Raw genomic sequence first — 14,827 nt, forward strand, 5'->3', positions numbered from 1 at the left:
CGTTCGTCTCCCTGAGAGGGCGCGATGATGCGAGCGAGCCCGCGCACGCGCCAGCTTCGCGTTCGGGGGCTATGATCTCGATCGATGATCGCGAGCATCAAGAAGCGAATCGTCACACCGATCACGGCGACGTTCGATCGCGCAGCGTCGCGTGTGATCTTCGGCCGCAGCGAGCAGAGCAAGCGGCGTTCGGCCGCAGAGTCGCTCGGCCCGATCGAGCGACGGCGCAGGCTCGACGAGATCGGCGCGTTCTACGGGACCGCGCAGCACGTCGAGGATCCCGACGTGTTCTTCCCTCGCGTCGCCGCGCACGACCTGCGCGAGCAGCACGCGGGTCGCATCGGCCAGGAGGGCACGATCGTCGATCTGCGCTGGCGCAGCGCGCTCGCGCCGCTCTCCGCCGAGCCCGAGGTGGTGCGGCGCCTCGAGGCGCGCGCCGACGTGAACCACACCGCGATCGTGCGCCTCTACGCGCACCTCGATCGGCCGCGCCCGACCATCGTGCTGCTGCACGGCTATCTCGGCGGCGTCTTCGCGATCGAAGAGGTCGCGTTCCCGGTGCGCTGGATGTTCGAGCGCGGGCTCGACGTGGTGCTCGCGGTGCTGCCCCACCACGGTCCGCGCGGGATGCGTGGTCGTCGCCCGCTGCTGCCCCACAGCGATCCGCGCATCACCATCGAGAGCTTCCGCCACGCGATCGTCGATCTGCGCACGCTGGTGTCGGTGCTGCGCGATCGCGGCGCGCCGGTCGTGGGCGCGATGGGCATGAGCCTCGGCGGCTACACCAGCGCGCTGCTCGCGACGGTGGAGCCCATCGACTTCGTGGTGCCGATGATCCCGCTCGCGTCGATCGCGGACTTCGCGCGCGATGGAGATCGGCTCGTGGGCACCGCGACGCAGCAGCGCGAGCAGTACGACGCGCTCGAGAAGGCGCACTGCGCGGTGAGCCCGCTCGCCCGTCCGTCGAAGGTCGATCCCGCGCGCGCGCTGGTGATCGCGGGCTCGGGAGATCGCATCACGCCGCGGTCGCACGCCGAGAAGCTCGCGAAGCACTTCGACGCGCGCCTCCACGTGTTCGACGGCGGCCACCTGATCCAGGTCGGGCGCGACGAGGGCTTCCGCGAGATGGCGCGGATGCTGGCCCGCGAAGGCTGGCTCGATCCTCGGGCGTGAGACGCTTCGGCCGAGGGCGCACGCGGCGTCTGCCGTCTCGCTGGGAAAGGCTGGGGAGAGCTCGCGGCCGGCCCGCGCTTCGCCGCGGCCCGGACGCTCGCGGGATCGGCAGCGCGCGCTTCGCGCGCGACTGGTCGTATGGAGTGCGCAATCGCGGGCGACCAGGTTGTGAAGAAAGTTTGAACGACCGCCGCGGGAGCGGGAACTCCGGGCATCATCGCTCGCCTCGGAGGGCCTCGATGCACCGCTCCCGCTTGCTCTTGCTGTCGACCCCGCTCCTCTTGTCGCTCGCCGCGTGTGAGGGCGATCCCCCGCCCGCGGGGGATCCCGATGCCGGCACGTGCGAGCCCGATCGCGCGATGTTCGCCTCGCAGGCGCTGCCACGGCTCGAGCGCTACTGCGGCTCGTGCCACGGCGCGTCCCCGCAGTACGGCGCGCCGATGTCGCTGCTCGACGTCGATGCGTTGCTCGCGGTGCGGCCCGACGGGACGCGCCTCGCCGATCGCGTCGTGGCGCGCTTGATGGACGGCTCGATGCCGCCGGTCGGCATGCCGCGCCTGCCCGATGCCGACGCCGACGCGCTCGCGCGCTGGGCGAGCTGCGGCTCGGCCGACGTGCCCCAGGGCACGGGCCTCCGCGCGAGCGCGCCGGTGTTCCTCTCGCCCGACGATCCGCCTCCGGGCCTCGTCACGATCGATCTCGCGGCGAACGAGCATCCGGTCGGGCCCGAGGTTCGCGACGAGTACCGCTGCTTCACGTTCGAGCCCGCGCTCGAAGGCGATCGTTTCATCCGCCGCTTCGAGATGATCTACGACGAGACGCGCGTGCTGCATCACCTCGTGCTGCTGCGCGACAGCGAGCACAACGCGCCGCTCGGCGAGTTCGACTGCTACGACGGCAGCGGCATGCCCGCGGGGAGCGAGTACCTCTACGCGTGGGCGCCGGGCACCGGCGCGTTCCAGTTCCCCGAGGGCGGTCTGCGCGCGCGGCCCGGCGATCGGTTCCTCGTGCAGATCCACTACAACAACGGCGCGGCCATCCCCGACGTGCGCGACAGCTCGGGCGTGCGCCTCTACCTCGATGCGCCGAGCGGGCCCGAGTACGGGATGATCGCGATCGGCCCGCTCGACTTCGAGATCCCGGCGCGTGAGTCGCGCACCGTCTCGAGCCGCTGCACGTTCGCGAGCGAGACGCGCGTGCTCGCGGGCATGCCGCACATGCACCAGATCGGCACGACGTTCGATCAGGTGATCGCGCGTCCCGACGTGCGCAATCCGCAGCCGTTCGTCCACCTCGACGGGTGGGAGTTCGAGACGCAGCTCTTCTATTCGCTGCCGGTCACGCTGATGCCCGGCGACGCGCTGCTCACGAGCTGCACGTTCGACAACACGACGAGCGAGGACGTCGGCTCGGGCCCCGACACCCGCGACGAGATGTGCTTCGACTTCATGTACGTCACGCCGCCGCCCGCGACGCGCTACTGCGACGAGGGCGACGCCGAGATGCCGAGCGACGTGCGCTACGTGCCGAGCGCGTGCTTGCCCGAGGGCACCACGACGGATGTCGCGCTGGTGCGCGGCGGATGGGTCGAGGCGGCGACGCCGCCCGCGCTCGTCGCGGGCGAGGTCGCCGACGCGCGCTGGGAGCTCGAGGGCATCACCTACTACGTGTCGACGGTGACCACGCCGATCGGCCAGATCGACGTCGAGCGCACGTATGTGCTCGGGCGCGGTCAGGTCGTCACGCGCGAAGGGCGGCTCGTGATGGACGTCGACTCGCACGCGTTCGTGCAGAGCGCGGAAGGCCCGACGTTCGGGGGTCCGAACAACATCGCGTTCGCCGGTCCGTTCGACGCGAGCGCGACCCCGGCGACGATCGTGCTCGACTGCCCGGGCTCCGGCGACGTCGACATCGAGTGGGGCATCGACGGAGACCTGCTGACGATCGGGTTCGTGAGCGAGAGCGTCCCCGGCGCGCAGCTCTGGCCTCGCTACACGTTCCGTCGCACCGGCGCTCTCTGAGCTCCTGCGGCGAGGCGCCTCGCGATTCGTTCTCGCGATGCGAGATCGAGACGCAGCGCCTCGCCGCGCCGCGCATGCGCGGCGGTTCGCGCGGGAACGGCCATTGCGATGGCTCCGCGCACCAGGAGGTGATCATCGTGAGGACGTGGACCACGCTCGGGCTCGTCGCGCTGCTCGGCGGCGCGATCGGATGTGAACGCCCGCACACCGACGAGCAGACCGAGCAGCAGGCGCAGCAGATCGAAGCGCAGGGCGAGCAGCGCATCGAGCAGGTCGAGCGATCGCTGGCCCCGGAGCGCCAGGAGATCGAGCAGCAGCGCGCCGCGATCGAGCAGGAGCGCCAGCAGCTCGAGGCGCGCGAGTCGCAGATCGAGCAGCGCGAGCAGGCGCTCGAGGCGCGTCGCGATCAGAGCGTCGACGCGATCGAGGAAGGCGTCGAGGCGCAGCAGGAAGCGGTCGAGCGTCAGGCCGAGGCGCAGCGGGCTCAGCTCGAGGCGCAGCGCCAGGCCGCGGAGGCGGAGCGCGAGGCGGCCGAGGCCGAGGCGCGCGCGCAGCAGCGCGCGCTCGAGGAGCGGCTGCCGAGCGAGCAGGCGCCGACCGTCGAGCAGCCGCGTCCCGCGAAGCCCGAGGACGCGCCGCCGCAGCAGTGACCTCGGATCGAGCCATGCACCGCATCGATGGATTCATCGGATCCATCGATGGGATGCATGGCTCGTCCGCGCCCAGGATCGCGGCATGTCGGCGCGTCGCTGGGAGAAGAACGTGTTCGGGGCCCTGCTCGGTCTCTCGGCGGGCGCGGCGCGCACGCCGGTGGTGAGCGCCGCGGTGCCCTCGTTCATGCGCGCGCTGGCTGCGCTCACCCGTCGCATCCGCCGGCCTCGCGCCGACGCCGGGGACGCGGCCGCGCTCGGTCGTGCGTGGCAGCGGTACATGCCGAGCCCCCACCTCGTGCCGATCACGCGCGTCGAGCGCGCCACCGCGTACGGCCAGATCCGCATGCGCTGCCCGCTGCGCGGCAGCGGCGACCTCGCCGCGTGTCATCGCCTCATGGCGTACGACCGCGCGCTGATGGCCGAGCACGGGGCGCGCTTCGTGGTGCTGCGCTCGCAGGCCGAGCCCGGCGTCGAGGTGTGCGAGATCGCGATCCGCGCCGCGTCGTCGGCGCACGACGATCTGGTGCCCGCGCATCGCCTGGTGCGCGCCGCGTGATCCGTCAGCGTGTCGCCGCGCCGCGCGCGCTCGCGGCGTCGCGCTCGAGCAGGTCGCGCACCGCGTCGGCGAGCGCGGCGGGCGTGAACGGCTTCGCGAGGAGCGGGTCGCCGGAGTCGACGTCGATCGGCTTGTCGGCGTAGCCGGAGAGGAAGAGCACGCCGAGCCCGGGGTGCTTTCGTCGCGCCTCGCGCGCGAGCGTCGGCCCGTCCATCCCGGGCATGCGCACGTCGGTCACCAGCAGATCGGGCACCGGGCCTCGCTCCAGGATCTCGAGCGCCTCGGCGCCGGTCGCGGCGAGCACGACGGTGTGGCCCGCGAGCGTGAGGACGCGCTGGATCACCGCGCTCACGTCGGGGCGATCCTCGGCCACCAGGATGCGTCCCTGACGTCCACCGCGCGGCACCACGCGCGAGGCGGGCGCTGCGTGCGGCGCGTCGCGGGGCTCGACGCGCGGAAGCACGATCTCGAAGCGCGTGCCTCGGCCCGGCGCGCTCTCGAGCTCCACCACGCCGCCCGCGTTGCGCACGATGCCGTAGACCGTCGCGAGCCCGAGCCCGGTGCCCTGGCCCTCGGGCTTGGTCGTGAAGAAGGGCTCGAACGCGCGCTCCTTCACCTCGTCGCTCATCCCGGCGCCGGTGTCGGCGACCGAGACGACGACGTGGTCGCCGGGCGCGACGTCGCGCGCGCGGGCGTCGTGCTCGTCGAAGCTGCGCTGCTCTGCGGAGATCGTCAGCGTCCCTCCGCCCGGCATCGCGTCGCGCGCGTTGAGCGCGAGGTTCATCACGACCTGCTCGAAGGGACCGGGATCGAGGCGCACCTCGCCGGTGCCGGGCGCGCACGACGTCACGAGCCGCACCTCGGAGCCCAGCAGCGGCGCGAGGATCCCCCGCAGCTTCTCGAACGCCGTCGCCACGTCGACCGCGCCGATGCCCGCGGGCTGCTTGCGCCCGAGCGCGAGCAGCTGTCGGGTGAGCGTCGTCGCGCTCTCGCTCGCGTTCAGCACGTCGCGCAGCGCGTCGGCGGCGAGCGATCCCGGGGGCACTCCGTCGCGCGCGATCTCGGCGTTGCCGGTGATCGCCGCGAGGAGGTTGTTGAAGTCGTGGGCGACGCTGCCCGCGAGACGGCCCAGGGCTTCGAGGCGCTGCAGGTGGTGCAGGCGCTCTTCGAGCGCGCGGAGCTCGGTGACGTCGCGTCCCTCGGCGACGATCAGTGCGACCTCGCCCGACGCGTCGAGCACCGGGCTCAGCGAGAAGTCGACGTGGTGGACGCGGCCTCCGGAGTCGACGTGGGTCGCGAGCATGCGGAACGCCTCGCCCCGTGCGGCGCGCGCGAGCCCGTCGCGCACCCGCGCGATCTGCTCGGCGTCGCTGCCCCAGAGCGGCGAGTCCCACAGCGAGCGCCCGAGCAGCGCGTGCTCCTCGACCCCCGCGAGCCGCACCACCGCGGGGTTCACCCGCACCACCCGGCCGTCGCGCGCGACCAGGCCCATCAGCTGGATGCTGTGCTCGAAGATCGCGCGCAGCGTGCGCTCGCGCTCCACGACCTCGGCCGTGCGCTCCACGACGCGTCGCTCGAGATCGTCGCGCACCGCGCGGAGCTCGGTGTTCGCCGCGTGCAGCGCGCTCACGTCGTGGAGCACGATCGAGCGCGCGTCGCGCTCGAAGGTCCCTTCACCGACGCTCGAGACGCGCACGTCGAAGCGGCGCCCCTCGCGCTCGAACGACGTCGCGCCGTCGCGGATCGCATCGAGCAGCGCGCGCGCTCCGGGCGAGGGCTCGAGCGCATGGCTCGCGTCGAGCGAGAGGACCGCGCGCCCCGCGGCGTTCGCGTCGATGATGCGATCGCGGGCGTCGACCACGAGGATCGCGTCGGCGAGCCCTTCGACGATGCGCTCGCGCGCGACCGGCACCACCTCGAGCCCGCGCCCCCAGCGCAGCGCGAGCGCGGTGACGAGCGCGAACGATCCGAACGTGAGCGGCGCGATGTCGCGCTGCCCCGCCCACGTGATCCCCACGATCACCGCGAAGTAGCCGAACACCATCGGCCCCGCGATGCCGAGCCCGAGCAGCGCGCTGACGATGCGGTACCTGCCGCGATGGCCCCACGCGTCGAACAGCACGAGCCCCGCGGCAGCGACCACGGCGAGCAACACCGCGAGCGAGACCAGCACGTCGATCTCGGTGAACGGATAGAAGAGCGCGCCGAAGGGTGGAGCGTCCGCGACGTACGCGCCGTCGCGCAGCGCGCCGTGCCAGCGCTCGGTCGCGATCCACAACGCGGCCGGCGCGACGACGACCGAGTACGCGAGCAGCAGCGCGTCGCCCGCGCGTCGCCGCGCGGTGCGCTCGGTCGCGAAGCGCAGTGCCGCGCCGCCGACGAACGTGGTCGGGAGCCACGAGAGATCGTCCCAGAGCAGCTTGTGATCGAGGCCGGGCGCGAGGAGCTCTCCGGCATACCCGACGAGCCACACGAGCTGTGCGATCAGCGCCGCTGCGTACGCGCCCGCGCCGGGGGTGTGCCGTCGATCCCGCCACATCGCCCGCGCCGTCAGCGCGACCAGCAACGCCGACGCGATCACCGGCGTGAGGTGGACGAGGGTCGAGGGCAACGCTGGCCTCCACCGACCAGGTTACCCGCGCGCCGGAGCGGGTTCAGCGCTGCTCGTCGAGCGCGCGCGCGATCACCTGCTTCACGGTGTCGACCGACTGCGCACCACTGAACGCAAGTCGCTCCCCGAACACGAAGAAGGGCACGCCCGAGATCCCCTGCGACGCGACCGCGGCCGCTTCGTCGCGGGTGCGCCGGAGCTCGGCGTCGTCGCGCAGGAGCGCGCGCGCCTCGTCGGGATCGAACCCGTGCGCGCTCGCGAGCGCGACGAGCTCGTCGACCGATCCGACGTCGCGCCCTTCGAGGAAGTACGCATCGAGCAGCGCCTTCTTGAGCGCGCGCTGGGTGCCCTTGGGCGCGGCGTGGCGCAGCAGCGTGTGGGCGCGCGTGGTCGCGACGCTGCGCGTGACCTTGGTGAAGTCGAGCGGGATGCCGCTCTCTCGCGCCGCGCTCTCGACGCGCTCGAACATGCGCTCCGGCGCGACGCCGTACTTCGCGCGCAGTCGCTCGCGCAGATCGACGCCCTCGTCGGGCGTGGTCGGATCGAGCAGGAACGGATGGAACCGGACGTCGGCGCGGAGATCGGGGAACGACTCGAGCGCGAGCTCGAGCCGTCGCACCCCGATCAGACACCAGGGACACACCACGTCGCTGACCACGTCGATCGAGAGCTCGCGCATGCGCGCTCTCTCCTGGGGCGCAGCGCGGCGTGCGTCCAGGTCAGCCCTTGAACGCCTTCGCGAACGCGGGGCGGGCCATCAGGCGCCCCAGGTACGCCTGGAGCGCGGGGTGGCCCTCGAGCATCCCCATGTTGCCCGCGAGCGCGATGTCGAACCCGACCACGACGTCGGCCGCGCTGAACGCGCCGCCCACGAGCCAGTCCTGCTTCGACAGCGTCTTCACGAGGAACGGCGCCGCGGTCTTCCACGTCGCGTCGGCGCGCTCGACGAGCTCGGGACGGCGCTTGTCGGGCGGCAGGAACATCGTGTGGAACAGCCGATCGACCAGCGGTCCGTCGAGGGTCGCGGGCGCGTAGACGATCCACTGGTACCAGCGCGCGCGCTCCGGCGTGCCGACCTTCGGCGCGAGCCCGCGATCGGCGTGCAGATCCGCGAGCTGCATGCAGATCGCGGCGGACTCGATGATCGCCTCGCCTTCGATCTCGAACGCGGGCACCCGTCCGTGCGGGTGGATCTCGAGGTAGTCGGGCTGCTTGGTGTCCTTGCGGAGATCGAGTGTCTTCAGGTCGTACGGGATCCCGAGCTCCTCGAGGATCCATCGGACTCGGGCCCCTCGGGTCCCAGGCATCGCGGCGTCGTAGAGCTTCATCGTGTCGTGGCTCCTCTTCCCCCGCGCGCGAGAGTATCCCGAGCGCAGCGAGTGACGGACGATCGGTGTGACCACCAAGGCGGATCGGATGCGATCGCTCGTCTTGGTGTCCTTCCTCGTGCTCGCCGCGTGCGGTGAGGCTCCTCGCGTCGACGCGGACGGTGGCGTCGTCGACGACGCATCGACGCCTCCGCCTTCCGAGCGCGACGTGCGTGTGCCCGATCGCGCGGTGATCGCGTGGATGCGCACCGATCCCTCGGACACCTGGTGGCTCGAGGAGCGCATCGCGCCGATCGCGCAGGTGCAGGGCGATCGCGATCCCGGTGTGCGCGCGATCGTGCGCGCCGGGAGCGACGGTGCGCGCGTGGTGGTGTGGGAGCCCGCGGCGAGCGACCGCTTGATCGATGCGGTGCTGCACCCGTCGGGCGAGTGGACCGCATCGGGCGTCGACGATCGGTGGCGGCCGTTCCTCGCGCGCGGCGATCGCGACGGGATGCGGGCGCGCGTGGTGCTCGAAGATCCGACGCTCGCGGACGAGCCCGGCGCGTGGCTCCCGAGCGCGACGCGGGACGCGCTGCGCGTCGGCCTGGTCAGCGCGCCCTCGGTGCGCCTCGTCGCCGACGGCGAGGACGTGCTCGTCGTGCTGATGAACGACTCGCACGCGGTGCTCGCGTATCGCGTGCAGTGGCGCGACGAGGAGATCGAGCGCCTCTCGCGCACGTTGGTCTCGCCCGCGACCGGCATGCTGCCCGCCCTTCCGATGGGCGGGAGCTACGACCCCTTCGACGCGATGTGGGCGCAGTTCCTGGTGTTCGCGGCGAGCGACGGAGCGGGCCGCACCTACGTCGCGTGCTTCGCGGACCGCTCGCGCCTCGGCGCGCACAACGTGTACTTCGGCACCGAGCACGCGCTGCTGCGCACGCCGGAGTCCGGCACCTATCGCCCGAGCGACGTGCTCGTGGTGCGCATCGATCGCGACGGCACCCACGCATGGTCGCGCGTGGTCGGCACGGTCGATCGCGACGACCTGGTGTTCGGCATCGCGGCATCGGGCGAGCGCGTCGCGGTGATCGGCCGCAGCCGCCGCGAGGGCGGCCACGACAACACCGAGCTCCACGTGATGATCGCGCCGCTCTCCGCCGACGGCACCGTCGCCGCGACGATCACCTGGGACGCGCTCGACTCGGGGATCGCGCAGGCCGCGACGTTCGACGCCGGAGGCACGCTCTGGGTCGGCGGCACCGAGGGCTGGACCCAGAACCCCGACGGCTTGAGCGTGCTCCGCGACGGGCACCCGTTCGTGGTGCGCGTCGCGGGCGGCGAGATCGCACGCGCGGACGACGTGCTGCCCGAGACGCACGGGCACGCCGAGCTGCGCGCGCTCGCGGTGCAGGGCGGTCGCGTGTGGGCGGCGGGGCTCGAGAACGGACCGCTCACGCACACCCACGATGCGGACCCGTCGCGCGTCCGCTCGGACGCGTGGTGGACGTATTCACCCCATGAATGACTCGGCGCGGACCTATCATCGCGCGCGTGCCGACGTTCGATCCCCAGCGGCTCCGCGCCTCGTTCTTCGCGCCGATCGATCGGCCGGGGATCGTGCTCGCGCCGGCGGAGCGCGCGAGCGATCGATTTGCGGGCGCCGAGCTGGTGCTCCAAGGGGTTCGTGAGCGGAGCCCGCGCTTCTCGGTCAGCGTGGTCGCGCTCGAGAGCGCGATCGCCGCGGGGCGACTGCGCGGGGATCTCGTCGCGTCGGTGCGGCGCGACGATGCGATGGTCGGCCTCCTCTGGGTCGAGGCGCACGGGCCGGCGTCGACCGTCGAGCTCTACGTGCGCGAGATCGTGATGCGCGCCGATCAACGCGGCGCCGGGCTCGGCGGCGCGCTGCTGGCGCGGCTCGAGCGCGCGGCCCGCGACGCCTCGGCGCGCGCGCTGACGCTCGACTTCATGGAGGACAACCCGCGGGTCGCGCCGCTCTATGCGCGCGCGGGGTTCGAGCGCGTCGGCGTCGATCTCGACGCCCGCGCGGAGCACGTCGTGGAGCGCTCGCGCGCGGCGCGCAGCTTCGATGCGGCGCGTGATCTCGAGGCGGTGATCGAGCTCGTGCAGGCGCGGCGGCTCGCGTGCGACTTCCGCAACCCGCTGGTCGCGCGCGACGAGATCCGGCGGCGCTTGCTCGCGCTGGGCCCCGATCAGCGCGTCGTGCTGCTCGAGGACGAGCGCGCCGTGTTCGGGCTCGCGTGGTGCGAGCTCGTGCCCTCGGCGCTCGACGGCGCGCTCGTGTGCGTCGTGCGCGTCCTCCACGTCGAGCCCGATCGTCCTGCGTCGATGCTCGGTGATCTGCTCGACGCGGTGCGCATCGAGGTCGCGCCGCGACGTCCCGTGCGCTTCGCGATCACGGTGTGGTCGACGCGCGAGGACTGGCTCGAGACGCTCTGCGCGCGCGGCGCGCGCGTCGCGCGGCACAAGCTTCGGAAGGCACTCCTCTAACCGCGGAGCTTCGCCTCGACGAGCTTGCTCAGCTCCGCCTCGGTCACGCCGAGGCGCGCTGCGACCTTGTGCGCGAGCGACGTGGTCGCGACGCCGGGCACGAACTGGTAGGTCGGCTTCTCCTCGGGATCGAGCTCGACCTGCAGGAACGCGAGGCTCTCGACCGGGCGCTCTCGGTCGAGCCGCGCGGCGAGGCCGAGGAAGTGCGTGCTCACGAACACCTGGGGGCGCAGCCGCGGAAGCAGCGAGACCACCATCGCGAAGATGTCCTCGCCCTCGTTGGGGTTCGTGCCCGAGCACAGCTCGTCGAGGATCGCGACGCTGCCCGGCTGGAGCTGCTCGAAGAGCTGACGGATGCGCATCAGCTCGGTGCCCAGGCGTCCCTCGACCTGCGCCGCGTCGCCGTCGGTGACCAGCGAGAGGAACAAGTTCGGAGCCCGAACGATCCGCGCCTGGGCCGCGGGCACGAAGAGCCCGACCTGACCCAGCAGCTGCGTCAGCGCGAGCGACTGCAAGAGCCGCGTTTTTCCCCCGGAATTCGGCCCGGTGATCACCACCAGCGCGTCGTGGCGCGGCACCGGCACGTCGCACGGGATCGGCGTCACGTCCTGGAGGAAGAGCAGCGGGTTGAAGAGCCGCTCGATCGCGCGCTCGCCCTCGCCGTCGAGGATCTCGGGCAGGCACACCTCGAGGCCCTTGGCGCGCGCGAGATCGCGGAAGCCGAGCGCCGCGAGGTAGGTCTCGATCGGGCCGGTGCTCGCGAGGATCGCGACGACGTCGTCGGCGAGCGGCGCGAACACCTCCTCGAGCAGGCGCACCACGACCTCGCTCTCGCCGTAGCGATAGCCGCGCAGGAACGAGAGCATGCGCTGGAAGAAGCGACCGATCGGCCCGGGTAGGATCGAGGTCTCGGTCTCGCGGATCGCGAGCACGCCGAAGCCGCGGATCGTCCCGTCCGATCCGAGGCGCAGCCGCACGTCGACCGTCGCGAGGTTCCCCTCGACGTCGACGAGCTGCACGAGACGCGACCACGCCTCGCGACCGCGCACCCGCTGCCCGAGATCACGAAGCCGAGAGAGCACGCTCTGCGCGCCCTCGAATCCGTCGGCCATCGCCTCGACGCAACGGCGCAGCGCGACCAGCACGCCGACCTTGCGCCGCACGAGGTTGGGCTCGGTGCCGGTCGAGAGCTCGAGCGCCTCGCGCAGCCGCCGCACCGCGAGGTACACCCGCTCGAGATCGCCGCGCATCGCCGGCTTCTCGACGAGCTCGGCGAGCACGCGCTGCCGCGTCGCTCCGTCGATCGCGTGCGCGGGCGGGGTCTCGAGCACGCGGCGCAGCACCTTCGCGTTCGCGTCGAGGTGCGCGCCCTCGATCGTCACGCGCAGGCTGCTGCGCACGAGCTCGTCGAGGTAGAGCTGCGACGCGAACGCCGCGGGATCGAAGGTGCTGGGCGCGAGGGGCAGGGCCTCGATCAGCGTGTCGAACACGCCCTCGCAGTCGCCGCCCTCGAACGCGAAGCGCACGAGCTCCGACGAGCCGCGCAGATCGCCCCACGCGCGCGGCTCCGCGTGCAGCAGGTCGGGCACCATCGGCCCGCTGAGCGCGGGCTTCGCGCCGACCGGCTGCACGTAGAAGCTCGGAGGGCCGCCCGCATCGGCGCCCGCAGGCAGCGCACGCCGCCTGCGACGCAGGCTCTCCGAGGTCGATCGTCGTCCGAGCACGAGGCGCACGTTCTACCTGATCTCGAAGGCGGACACCTCACGCGCGCCGAGGTTCCCGCCCGTTCGATCAGGACGGCCCCGGAGCTAGTCGACGAAGATCGTGCCGACCATCCCCACCGTCGCGTGGGGCACGCAGTAGTAGCCGTACGCGCCCGCGGGGCTCATCACGAAGCTCGCGGTGTCGCCGCTCCCGTGAGGCGCCGTCGGCAGCGGCGTGGTGCCCGCCGCGTCGGGGACGAGCGTCCCGCCGATCACGCGTCCGGCCTGCAGCGGGTGCGACGAGAAGTTGCCGACGAAGGTGACCGTGGTGCCCGCCGTGACCGCGATGCACGCCGGCGAGTACGCCTGCGACTCGTCGCTGAAGTGGATCTCGACGCTCTCGCGATCGGTGAGATCGGCCGCGACGCCGCGCGAGCAACCGTGGATCGTCGGCCCGGCATCGCTCGCGCCCGCGTCGGGCTCGACCGCCGCGTCGGGCGCGCCGGCATCGCTCGAGTGCGCGTGACCGGCGTCGGGCGCCGACGCGTCGATCGCATCCGGCGCGACGTCCTCGGGCTCGCCGCACGCTGCGAGCCCGAGCGCGACCACCAGCACGATCGCGCGACGCATCAGCGCACGCCCGGCGCTTCGTAGCCCGTCTGCGACACGTACTCGACGTACCCGCCGCCGTACACGCGCGGACCGTTCTCGTGCCCGACCTCGAGCACGCGGTTCGAGAGCGAGCGCAGGAACGAGCGATCGTGCGAGACGAAGATCATCGTGCCCTCGAAGTCCGCGAGCGACTTCGTGAGCATCTCCTTGGTCGCGAGATCGAGGTGGTTCGTCGGCTCGTCGAGCACCAGGAAATTCGGCGGCTCGTAGAGCATCTTCGCGAGCACGAGCCGCGCCTTCTCACCGCCCGAGAGCACGCGGCACTTCTTCTCGACGTCGTCGCCCGAGAAGCCGAACGCGCCGGCGCAGGTGCGCAGCGATCCCAGCGACGCGCGCGGATGCGCGTCCTGCAGCGAGTCGATCACGGTGCGATCGGGATCGAGCACCTCCATCGCGTGCTGCGCGAAGTACCCGAGCTTCACGCTCGCGCCGACCGTCACCGCGCCCACATCGGGCGTGGACTCGCCGACGATCAGCTTGAGCAGCGTGCTCTTGCCGGCGCCGTTGATGCCCATCACGCACCACCGCTCGCGACGGCGGATCAGGAAGTCGAAGCCGCGGTAGATGCGCTTCGATCCGTAGCCCTTCTCGACGTGCTCGAGCTTCACCACGTCGTCGCCCGAGCGCGGCGGCTTGGGGAAGTCGAACTCGATCACGCGACGGCGCTTGGGCGGCTCGATCTTCTCGATCTTCTCGAGCTTCTTCACGCGCGACTGGACCTGCGCCGCGTGCGAGGCGCGCGCCTTGAAGCGCGCGATGAACGCCTCTTCCTTTGCGAGCATCGCCTGCTGCCGCGCGAACTGCGCTTCCTGCTGCTGCGCCGCGATCGCGCGCTGCTGCTCGTAGAAGTCGTAGTTGCCGGAGTAGGTCGTGAGCTCGCCGCCGTCGATCTCGACGATCTTCGTGACCAGGCGGTTCATGAACTCGCGATCGTGCGAGGTCATGATCAGCGCGCCCTCGAAGTCGCGCAGGAAGCGCTCGAGCCAGAGGATCGACTCGATGTCGAGGTGGTTCGTGGGCTCGTCGAGGAGCAGCGCGCTGGGCTTCATCAGCAGGATGCGCGCGAGCGCGACGCGCATCTTCCAACCGCCCGAGAGCTTGCCGACGTCGCCCGCGATCACCTCGGGCGCGAAGCCGAGGCCGGCGAGGATCTCCTGGGCGCGCGACTCGAGGCCGTAGCCGTCGAGCTCGTCGAAGCGCGCCTGCACCTCGCCGAAGCGCGCGACGATCTTGTCGAGCTCGTCGGCGCGCGCCGGGTCCGCCATCGCGGCCTCGAGCTCGTGGAGCTCGTGCGCGACCTTCGAGACCTCGCCGGCGCCCGCCATCGTCTCCTCGAGCACGGTGCGCCCCGACATCTCGCCGACGTCCTGGGAGAAGTGCCCGATCGTGACGTTCTTCTCGATGACGATGCCGCCCGAGTCGGGCGCCTCGTCCTTCACGACCATCCGGAAGATCGTCGACTTTCCTGCGCCGTTGGGGCCGACGAGGCCGACCTTCTCGCCCTTGAAGACGCTCATCGAGGCGTCGAGGAAGAGGATCTGGCCGCCGTGCTGCTTGCTGACCGAGTCGAGACGAATCACGAGGCGCGGAGGTTCGCAGACGTGAGACGCAGCGCAAGCG

At 72.1% G+C, this 14,827-nt stretch carries 12 protein-coding genes; 6 read left to right on the forward strand and 6 right to left on the reverse strand.

What is annotated here, in order from left to right; translation table 11 throughout:
- Nucleotides 1-84 precede the first annotated feature (84 nt).
- From I5071_RS36900 to I5071_RS36915, 4 genes are all read left to right on the forward strand, one after another.
- Nucleotides 85-1,173, forward strand: a complete 1,089-nt coding sequence (locus I5071_RS36900) for an alpha/beta hydrolase (protein ID WP_236518055.1) — start codon at nt 85-87, stop codon at nt 1,171-1,173.
- 239 nt (nt 1,174-1,412) lie between these two features.
- A complete protein-coding gene (locus I5071_RS36905; RefSeq protein WP_236518056.1) occupies nt 1,413-3,194 on the forward strand; it encodes a hypothetical protein in 1,782 nt (593 codons plus the stop codon).
- A 137-nt stretch (nt 3,195-3,331) separates the two neighbouring features.
- The gene (locus I5071_RS36910; protein WP_236518057.1) at nt 3,332-3,844 is read left to right on the forward strand and encodes a hypothetical protein; all 513 of its coding nucleotides are present in this window, start codon (nt 3,332-3,334) and stop codon (nt 3,842-3,844) included.
- 85 nt (nt 3,845-3,929) lie between these two features.
- Entirely contained in the window at nt 3,930-4,403 is a 474-nt protein-coding gene (locus I5071_RS36915; protein WP_236518058.1) for a hypothetical protein, read from the forward strand.
- Nucleotides 4,404-4,407: 4 nt separating this feature from the next.
- Here the strand turns inward: I5071_RS36915 and I5071_RS36920 are convergent, their stop codons facing one another.
- From I5071_RS36920 to I5071_RS36930, 3 genes are read right to left on the reverse strand one after another with little or no spacing between them, the layout of a single operon-like run.
- Nucleotides 4,408-7,014 carry an ATP-binding protein gene (locus I5071_RS36920; RefSeq protein ID WP_236518059.1) on the reverse strand — a complete coding sequence of 869 codons (2,607 nt, stop codon included), beginning with the start codon at nt 7,012-7,014 and terminating at the stop codon, nt 4,408-4,410.
- A 43-nt stretch (nt 7,015-7,057) separates the two neighbouring features.
- On the reverse strand, nt 7,058-7,693 hold the full coding sequence (locus I5071_RS36925; RefSeq protein ID WP_236518060.1) for a DsbA family oxidoreductase: 636 nt from the start codon (nt 7,691-7,693) through the stop codon (nt 7,058-7,060).
- A gap of 40 nt (nt 7,694-7,733) precedes the next feature.
- The gene (locus I5071_RS36930) at nt 7,734-8,342 is read right to left on the reverse strand and encodes a glutathione S-transferase family protein (RefSeq protein WP_236518061.1); all 609 of its coding nucleotides are present in this window, start codon (nt 8,340-8,342) and stop codon (nt 7,734-7,736) included.
- 88 nt (nt 8,343-8,430) lie between these two features.
- On the opposite strand from I5071_RS36930, the gene I5071_RS36935 reads away from it, so the two are divergent.
- Together I5071_RS36935 and I5071_RS36940 are read left to right on the forward strand one after the other, a co-directional pair.
- Complete coding sequence (locus I5071_RS36935; protein WP_236518062.1) at nt 8,431-9,849, forward strand: hypothetical protein; 1,419 nt, start codon at nt 8,431-8,433, stop codon at nt 9,847-9,849.
- A 26-nt stretch (nt 9,850-9,875) separates the two neighbouring features.
- Nucleotides 9,876-10,832 (forward strand): GNAT family N-acetyltransferase, encoded by a 957-nt coding sequence (locus tag I5071_RS36940; protein ID WP_236518063.1) that lies wholly within the window; start codon nt 9,876-9,878, stop codon nt 10,830-10,832.
- Here the strand turns inward: I5071_RS36940 and I5071_RS36945 are convergent.
- The 3 genes from I5071_RS36945 to I5071_RS36955 all read right to left on the reverse strand — a co-directional run bounded on the left by I5071_RS36945 (nt 10,829) and on the right by I5071_RS36955 (nt 14,787).
- A complete protein-coding gene (locus tag I5071_RS36945) occupies nt 10,829-12,565 on the reverse strand; it encodes a MutS-related protein (RefSeq protein ID WP_236518064.1) in 1,737 nt (578 codons plus the stop codon). The genes I5071_RS36940 and I5071_RS36945 overlap by 4 nt on opposite strands.
- 75 nt (nt 12,566-12,640) lie before the next feature.
- Nucleotides 12,641-13,165, reverse strand: a complete 525-nt coding sequence (locus tag I5071_RS36950; protein WP_236518065.1) for a cupredoxin domain-containing protein — start codon at nt 13,163-13,165, stop codon at nt 12,641-12,643.
- Complete coding sequence (locus I5071_RS36955; RefSeq protein WP_236518066.1) at nt 13,165-14,787, reverse strand: ABC-F family ATP-binding cassette domain-containing protein; 1,623 nt, start codon at nt 14,785-14,787, stop codon at nt 13,165-13,167. The genes I5071_RS36950 and I5071_RS36955 overlap by 1 nt, the downstream gene beginning before the upstream one ends.
- Nucleotides 14,788-14,827: the final 40 nt, after the last annotated feature.

The organism is Sandaracinus amylolyticus (assembly GCF_021631985.1).
Lineage (GTDB): Bacteria > Myxococcota_A > Polyangia > Polyangiales > Sandaracinaceae > Sandaracinus > Sandaracinus amylolyticus_A.

Coding starts and splice junctions, on each gene's coding strand:
- I5071_RS36915 (WP_236518058.1), top strand. CDS start 3,930: ATGTCGGCGCGTCGCTGGGAGAAGAACGTGTTCGGGGCCCTGCTCGGT.
- I5071_RS36950 (WP_236518065.1), bottom strand. CDS start 13,165: ATGCGTCGCGCGATCGTGCTGGTGGTCGCGCTCGGGCTCGCAGCGTGC.
- I5071_RS36935 (WP_236518062.1), top strand. CDS start 8,431: ATGCGATCGCTCGTCTTGGTGTCCTTCCTCGTGCTCGCCGCGTGCGGT.
- I5071_RS36905 (WP_236518056.1), top strand. CDS start 1,413: ATGCACCGCTCCCGCTTGCTCTTGCTGTCGACCCCGCTCCTCTTGTCG.
- I5071_RS36925 (WP_236518060.1), bottom strand. CDS start 7,693: ATGCGCGAGCTCTCGATCGACGTGGTCAGCGACGTGGTGTGTCCCTGG.
- I5071_RS36900 (WP_236518055.1), top strand. CDS start 85: ATGATCGCGAGCATCAAGAAGCGAATCGTCACACCGATCACGGCGACG.
- I5071_RS36930 (WP_236518061.1), bottom strand. CDS start 8,342: ATGAAGCTCTACGACGCCGCGATGCCTGGGACCCGAGGGGCCCGAGTC.